The following is a 7877-nucleotide window of genomic DNA, read 5'->3' on the forward strand; positions in this document are numbered from 1 at the left end:
TGTTCCACCTAAACGTGACAGTCTCATCGACTGTCACGGGGAAAACTAGAATTCGTAGGTCGCACCGAAGGTGAAGGTCACACCCGATTTGGTGCGCACTTCAAGACGGTCGGCATACTTATCCGCATATTGCGTGATCGGCTGATTGGTGAGGTTGATACCTTCTACCACCAATTTGAGCTGATCGTTGACATTGTAATGCGCAGCGAAGTCCACATTGTTGGTCGGCTTCATGCCTTCACCGAGATTGCCGTTGCCGCCCGCGCCAACAAGATATTTGGAGCGATAGGCGGTGGAGAGACGCGCGCCCCACTCCGCGGTTTCATAATAGAGGGTGGCATTGGCCGAGAACTTCGACAGGTTCATCATCGGCATGCTGACGGCCGTGCCCGAATAGGTGATCGGGTTGTTGCCATCGGCATAGGTCACGTTGCCGGTGAAGCCGAAACCATCGAAAGGATGAGGCAGGAAGTCGAAATCCTTCTGCACCGCCGCTTCGAAGCCCGCGATATGGGCTCCGCGACCGTTGATGGGTGTCGAATAGTTATAAGGCACATCAGGCTTTGTCGGATCGAACAGCCAGGAGATCGGGAAGCCCAGCGTGTTATAGGGCACCGTCTTGGTGGCCGAGGTAATCATGTTCTCCATATTCTTGTAGAACACGCCAAAAGAGGCATAGCCGGTCTTGCCTTCGTAGTAATCGATCGACCAGTCGATGCTATCCGCCATCCAGGGCTTCAGCCCCGGATTACCAACGCTGATGGAGCCACCGAAGGGCGCTGTGGAAAGCGTCGCCGCCGTGGCAAGATCGCCCAGCGCCGGACGCGACAGGTTGCGACTGATAGAGAAGCGGGTGACGAACTGATCCGAAAGGTCGAGTGCGATATTCGCCGCCGGCAGGAAGCTGTTGTAATGATGCGGCACCGCGATGTGCAGTTGCACGGTCTGGGTGGTTTTGTCGGGGTTGGTGATGGTCTGGGTTACGACACCCGAGGAGACCAGATCGCTCGAGAAGTAGCGAACGCCCGCATTGGCGCGCAGCCCCATGCCGAACAGGGTAGTGTTAACGTCGTATTGCAGATAGCCCGTCAGGGTATTCTCGGTGACGTTGAAGTTCGAGCCGGGCACGTCATAGGCCGGGGTCAGATCGCGAATCTGGCCGATATAGGCATAGACCGGATCCATATCGCCAACGACATACTTGCCGATCGACTTGTACGGCACCACGATCTTCAGGGTATCGGGGATCACCGTGTCAACATTGCCCGCGTTCCGATTGACTTTGTTGGTACGGGTCCAGCCGGAGTTGAGGAAGCGCTTGTACTCAAAACCCGCTTCGATGGCGTTTTCACTGTTGAGCTTGTAATCGGCATCGAACTTGGCGGTGACGTACTCGCTGGTGATGGCGCTTTCCTGCGTATCCATGCGCATGAGCTGCCATTTGGTTACGTCGGTCAGGCCACCATCATAGGTGTTGACCGGCATCTTGCCCGTATAATCCCACGCAACGTTGTGGTTCTTGGACTCCATGAACACCTTGTCGAATTCCGGCAGTGCATATTCCGAGCGCGAGGCGCCGAACATGCCGTGCACCGTCAAGGCATCGACCGGCGTCCAGGTAACGTTGGTGACACCCTGATAATACTTGGTCGTATCGCGCATTTCGTTGTTTTCGCTGCGCAGATCGATGTGGCTGTAATTGGCCGCGACCATGGTACCGAAACTGTCTAGCGTCACGGAGTTGAGTACTTGGGGACCGGAGACATTACCTGTCAAACCGCCCGGCGAACCGGCGCTGGCCAGCGCATAGTCGTTGCGATGATTGGTGAGGCGGCCATAGAGCAGATCGACATCGACCGACAACGCCTCTGACGGGTGATATTGCAGGGCCGAGGTGATGCCGAGGCGTTCACGGTGATCAAACCAGGTCGAATAGGTCTGGGCCTGCGGCGACCACACATTGGCCCCGCTAGTGCCGAGCAGACGCGCCGAATCCGATGCCGAAACACCCGCGCCAATATTGGCGGGCGACTTCAGCGTGATCTGACCCCAGTTCCAGTTGCGATAGCCATATTCGTTGGAATCATTGGTCGAGTAAGCAACCGAGAGCAGCGCGCCGAAAGCGCCCCAGCGATCGGAAATCAAGCCGACGACGCGCGGGGTCACGCCCGAGACATTGGTATTGTGAATGCCCTTCGCGGTAAGCACCGCTTTGAAGCCATCATAATCGAAGGGCTTCGCGGTGGTGAGCTGCACCGTGCCCGCGATGCCGCCTTCATCCTGATTGGCTTCCCAGCTCTTCTGCACTGTGACACGGTTGAAAAGTTCGGAGGCGAACATCGAAAAATCGAAGGCGCGCGAGCGGCTGACAAGGCCGCGATTGTCCATGCCCGACGCGGTGTTGGCGAGCGTCTCCATACCATTGAGCTGAGTGCGCGTGAAATCCGGGCCCAGGCCGCGCAAGGTGATCTGACGGCCTTCGCCGGAGTCACGCGTGATGGCGACGCCGGGAATGCGCTGCATGGATTCGGCCAAATTCAGATCCGGGAAGGCCGCGATATCATCAGCAACGATGGTATCGGAATTGCCGACCGTCTGATGTTTCAGATCGATGGCAGCGTGCAAGCTGCCGCGATAGCCGGACACCACGATGGTTTCCAGCGTGCTGGCATCCTCAGCTGCGGCACCGAACAGCGGCGTCAGACAGACGGCCAAAGCCGTTGACATCATCAATACGGACTTACTCATGATCACCCCTCGTTACACGCGGCACGTTGGCCGCTCGGGAAGGGGGAGCTTTCTAAGCCGTCAATGGGGACGCCAGAATGCCGTGAATTTTTCACGACACTAACGCGACTGATTTATGTCGTCCCGCGCGCTTATGGCTGGGGCTTAGGCATGAGCACGACGCTGTGCCCATGCTTGACGACCTCTACATCCAGAATCGCAGCGATCTGCTTGAGTGTGTCATCGGTACGATCCAGCCGGAAACGCCCATTGAGCCCGATTTCGCCTAGCCTCGCATCAGAGAGGACAATCTTATCCTCCGTGTAGCGATTAAGCCGGGTAATGACATAGGACAGCGGCATGCGATCAGCCTCAAGCCAGCCCTTTTGCCAAGTCTCATATTGGGCGGGGGAGAAATGGCCGGACCGGACACCGCGCTGAGGATCGACGACCAGCCACTCGCCATGCGTGACCGCCAGCCCCGCCACGCCTTTGCCCTCAACCTTCACCGTGCCCTCATAGACGCGCACTTCCACAGCATCGCCAACGCGATCAACCCCAAAGCGCGTGCCAACCGCCGTGACCACGGCCGTGCCCGTGATCACCCGGAAGGGGCGAGCCTTATCCTTGGACACCAGGAAGATGGCCTCCCCCCGCGCGAGCTGCAACCGGCGCTCATGATCCGTATAGCGCACCGAAACTTGCGTGGCGGCGTTGAGATAGACCATCGACTTGTCCGTCAAGGCGACGTTGGTGCGCTGACCGGTGGCGGTTGCCAGAATTTGCTCGGTGGGCGCGCCCGGCACCTGAACCGGCGCTTTCGGCCAGAAGACGATCACGGCGCAGAAAGTCGCAGCAGCACCGACGAGAACACCGTAGGTCGCCTTGGCTTCGAAGGCGCCGCGAACCCATTCGCGCCAGGAAAACTTCGTCGCCGCCTTCCCGGGTGCCACGACATCGAGCAAGGCTACATCCAGCATAACGCGGCGTATCTGATCGAAGGCGCGCGCATGGGCAGGATCAGCCGCAAGCCAGGCTCGAAAGGCCACCCGCTCGCTATGCGAAAGCGTCCCCTGGCGGTCACACCAATCGGCTGCCGCCTCCATCACATCCCCGGTTATCGCGCTATTCGTCATGGCTTGAACTCTCAGCCCCATGCTCCATGGGGCGTTCCAGCGCGTCATTGAGGCTGGCGAGTTCCGCCATAGCGCGCAACAGGTGCTTTTTCACGGCTTCCAGGCTGAGGCCGGTCTCTTCTGCAATCTCGCCGCGAGATTTGCCTTCCAGATGCCGTTTGACAAAAACCGTGCGGCGCATCGGCGGCATCGCCAGCAAGGCCGTCCGGAACATGGCCGCGCGCTGCTTGTATTCGAGCACCTGCTCACCCAGCGGGGCCTCGCATTCAAAATCCATATCGCCCAGTTCGGTTTCACGCTTGCGCTGGCGTGCCCGGGCAAAAATCACGGTATCGGCGATGCGGAATGCGTAGGCCATGGGGTCCAGAATAGCTTTCTTGCGGCTTTGCTCGAGCAGGCGCAGAAGCGTCTCCTGCAGAATGTCCTCTGATGCAGCAGGGTTGCGGTCACGGCGGGAGATGTACGCCAGCAGCCTTCGCCGAACCTCCTCAGACCGAAAGATGCCGTCGCTCATTCCTAACCGAACCCAGCCGCCTATATGAAGATGCCCGAAAGGCCTCAATGGGGACACCGGACTGGTACGAAGAGCAAATATGTAACAACCATGTGACAGGCCGGTGTTCATCACACGGTTATAGAGTGTTACAGCTGCCCACGAAGCCCGACCGGAAGGAGCCAAGGATGATTCAGCAAGGGGAAATCGACGCGAAGTTCTCCGCTTTTTCGGAGCATTGGCGGCCTAAGGTCATTGCCAGCCTGAACGGACAGGAGATGAAGGTGGTAAAGGTTCAGGGTGTATTTCCCTGGCACGTCCACGACGCTTGTGAGGAAATGTTCCTGGTATGGAAGGGCCGCTTCCGGGTGGAGTTTCGCGATCGGATCGTGGAGATGGGGCCAGGGGAATATGTGGTCGTGCCGCGCGGCGTGGAGCATCGCACCGCCGCCGATACGGAAGCCGAGGTCATCATCTTTGAGCCTGCGGAAACCCGAAACACCGGCAATGTCGTCGACGAAACCTTCACCGCGCCGCAAGGGGTAAAGATCTAACTGCGGAACAGGGCGTTACCCTCGACAATAGGGCACATCGTCAAGTGCGGTGGACCGTTGGCGTGGGCCAGCCTATTCTGCGCTCACGCGTACGGTCGATTGATCGTCGTTATCTCCGAAGAAACCAACGTAGTAGCCAAGGCAGGCATAGCCGTTGGCCTTTGATCCCGTATCTTTGGCGATGGAGTTGACCCAATCAGCCTCCTGCATCAACTCGCGCCGCACCCAGTTGCAGATACTGATGGAGATGCCGTGCCGCTGCGCGGTATCCCGGATCAGTGCGAGCTTTTCGATACAAATTGACTTCTCCGGCGCCATACGGGACCGCTGCTTGAGATGGGTCTGGTTCTCCTGCATGAGATAGGATTGGAAGAACTCAGCCAGCCGGTCTGGATCATAATAATTGATGTACTGAGCAATAAGAGAAAGGTTCGCCAGTTCCGCGGTGAGAAATTCCGGCTTGATATTGATGACACCCGCGCCCGCCAAATCCGAAATATAGTCTTCGACACATTCGGGCGTGAGGTAAGGCAGGATCAGCGGCTGGCACAAAACGGAGTTCGACACCAAGCCCATCTCCTGGCAGTGCTGCATCACTTCCAGCCGATCAGCGATTGTCCCGGCATGCGGCTCCAAAATATTACGAAGATAACTTGGCATAATTCCGATCGAGCCGTTCCACTGCGCCCTTCCGGCCAACTGCCCCGCCAGCGACAAGATGGTATCGCCGCGATGAGCGACGCTGACATGCTTCATTCCCGCCTTTGAACAAATGAAGAGGCGAATGCGGGTATCGGGATGGCGATGATTATGCTCGATGAACGTCCGCAAGATGTCGTGAGAAATGCCCGAGAACAGCAGCGGCTCGCTAAAGGCATCGGTCTTGGGCGAGAAATAGTAGAAGACGTTCTTGTCCTTGTTCCGCTCCAGCGAGGCTCTCAGCTTCTCGGTATAATTGGTGTAGACCGTGATTGGCTTGCACTGATTGCCGTCCGTTACCAGACAATATTGGCACGAAATGGAGCACGATCCCGAGGACGGCGTGATCTCAAAGACATTGGTCGGACAGATGTTGGTATAATTGTGAACTTCGAGCTCCTGATCAACGACCACCTTTTCTTCCAAATAGGTCGAGCTGGGTTGAAGCGCGTTGTTATCAAAAAGCATCTTGTAGCGCTGAGAGCCTGTAGCGAGCGCAGCGCGAACCTCAGCCGAAACTAGATATGGAAGACCAAGGGACTCGATCAGCGCATCATCCACCAACAAAGGCTTGAATCCCGGCAGACAATGCGCGTCGCCATGCGTTTCCAGATCAGTGTAGGTTGGCATACCGATATCCTCGATGCTCTGGCCTTAAGCCATTCTGTGTCCAACACCCTCGCCCTGGCACTCTACCCAGGCCGTAAGTTCATCGCCACGCAGGGCTCGCATGTCGACCGCACCCTCTCTCTCATCCCAAGCCAAAGCCAAGATGTGGCCGGGCGTAGGCCGGGACCACCACAGCTTCCATCGCAGCGATAGCCCCTGCGCGTGATCGTGGTGAACCTCTATTTCGGAAAATTGGAGGGAAAAGCCCTTGCCTTCAGCTTTTGCTACAGCCTCCTTGGCTGTCCAAAGCACGAGAAATGTGTTTTCTAGATCGGCCGCATAGGTGAGCGCCGCACTTTCGGCGGCGCTCAGAATAGAACGCATCGCATCTTTATGCGGAATTGGTGACCCCAGCGCCTCTACATCAACTCCCAAATCCGTTTGCGACGACAGGGCGAGCGCAACCAATCCATTCGTGTGAGACAAGCTGAAGGGCACTCTATCCTGTTCTGCCAGGAAAGGTTTGCCGTATGGATCAACGTCGAACTGAAGCGCTTTCGCGTCTCTTCCAGGGAGAGCTTGCGCCAGCGCTACCCGCTTCAAAGTGTGTGCAGCAATAAAAGCCAAGCGATCTCTAGCCTTAAAAAAACGGTCGGCGCGCGCACGTTCGACTTTATCAAGCAAGCCAAGCCACCCCGGCGTTGCATATTCCAGTCCGGCCAGATCGACAGTGTAAACCTGTGGCATGGGTCACGACGAAGCTTGGGAGGCACTATCTTGGCTCGTCGCCTTCCTGGCATCCGATGCCAAGAGGATGATAACCCCGACGATTGGGGTGAGCGCCAAGGAACAGAAAAAATACCCCCAGAAGCCAAACTTTCGGTCACGACCAAACCAGCCGACGACCAGACTCGCCACGGCACACAGAAGAAATGCTTCCAAGACAGCCCCTCCATACCGGAAACAATGAACTTCGTATAACACGCGTGCACAAGCATTTCCGAACCGCTACGGCCGGGAGCTCAATACATCGTCTCAGAAAATCAAGCCGCCTTAGCCGGCAGCCTCTTTTTTCCCACTAAGGTTGGCCGCCACCCGCTTCCCAGAGCAGAACTCTTCAAGGAAGACCTTTTTCATTTTGGCCGCATCGAAGTCCAGAATCGTACCGCCAGCCTCATAATGCTGGGCAAACACCTTGCCGACAGCATAGGTGGAAGCACCAAACACCACAGGCATCATTGCCACACTGAAGGTCGATCCAACCAGCGGAACGAACTTCAACAGACTAGCGATAGCCTCTCCCGCGGCCATGGGCGCGATCCCGCCCAGAAGCGACGTCAAAATGGCTTTGCCGCGCTCTTCTTTGAACTCCAGATCATATTCAGCAGAGAGTCTCTTGATCAGGTCGAGCTGAATCGCCATCGCACCAAGGATATCCACCACAGGAAGCGGGACCAGTGAGACGCCCATCGCCATGAGAATGTGATTCCTTGACAGCGTCTCAACACGCGCCGCACGAGCAGCCGGATCAACTGAAGACTCTTTCGCGGAATCAGAGGGCTTTTTGCTTATTTTTTCGGACATTGCCGCGGCCTCTTATGTTTCGAAAAACGAGATGACACTTACAAGCAACGTTTCGCACACAGGCAAGCACTACAA

Annotated in this window: 7 protein-coding genes; 1 reads left to right on the forward strand and 6 read right to left on the reverse strand. The window is 57.0% G+C overall.

From position 1 onward, the window contains the following. Positions 1–45: 45 nt before the first annotated feature. The 3 genes from FHS83_RS02245 to FHS83_RS02255 form a co-directional block, all read right to left on the reverse strand. Positions 46–2748: a TonB-dependent receptor gene (locus tag FHS83_RS02245; RefSeq protein WP_167080460.1), complete on the reverse strand. Its 2703-nt coding sequence runs from the start codon at positions 2746–2748 to the stop codon at positions 46–48. Between the two features lie 131 nt (positions 2749–2879). After that, positions 2880–3863 carry a FecR family protein gene (locus FHS83_RS02250; RefSeq protein WP_167080462.1) on the reverse strand — a complete coding sequence of 328 codons (984 nt, stop codon included), beginning with the start codon at positions 3861–3863 and terminating at the stop codon, positions 2880–2882. Further along, entirely contained in the window at positions 3853–4488 is a 636-nt protein-coding gene (locus tag FHS83_RS02255) for an RNA polymerase sigma factor (protein ID WP_208414188.1), read from the reverse strand. Before FHS83_RS02255 ends, FHS83_RS02250 begins: the two co-directional genes overlap by 11 nt. A 56-nt stretch (positions 4489–4544) precedes the next feature. On the opposite strand from FHS83_RS02255, the gene FHS83_RS02260 reads away from it, so the two are divergent. After that, entirely contained in the window at positions 4545–4910 is a 366-nt protein-coding gene (locus tag FHS83_RS02260; protein ID WP_208414189.1) for a cupin domain-containing protein, read from the forward strand. 72 nt (positions 4911–4982) lie between these two features. Here the strand turns inward: FHS83_RS02260 and FHS83_RS02265 are convergent, their stop codons facing one another. From FHS83_RS02265 to FHS83_RS02275, 3 genes are all read right to left on the reverse strand, one after another. Continuing rightward, positions 4983–6239: a radical SAM family protein gene (locus FHS83_RS02265; protein ID WP_167080464.1), complete on the reverse strand. Its 1257-nt coding sequence runs from the start codon at positions 6237–6239 to the stop codon at positions 4983–4985. Between the two features lie 24 nt (positions 6240–6263). Continuing rightward, a complete protein-coding gene (locus tag FHS83_RS02270) occupies positions 6264–6965 on the reverse strand; it encodes a 4'-phosphopantetheinyl transferase family protein (RefSeq protein WP_167080466.1) in 702 nt (233 codons plus the stop codon). Positions 6966–7271: 306 nt separating this feature from the next. Then, a complete protein-coding gene (locus tag FHS83_RS02275; RefSeq protein ID WP_167080468.1) occupies positions 7272–7802 on the reverse strand; it encodes a YcjF family protein in 531 nt (176 codons plus the stop codon). Positions 7803–7877: the final 75 nt, after the last annotated feature.

Source organism: Rhizomicrobium palustre (genome assembly GCF_011761565.1).
Classification (GTDB): Bacteria; Pseudomonadota; Alphaproteobacteria; order Micropepsales; family Micropepsaceae; genus Rhizomicrobium; species Rhizomicrobium palustre.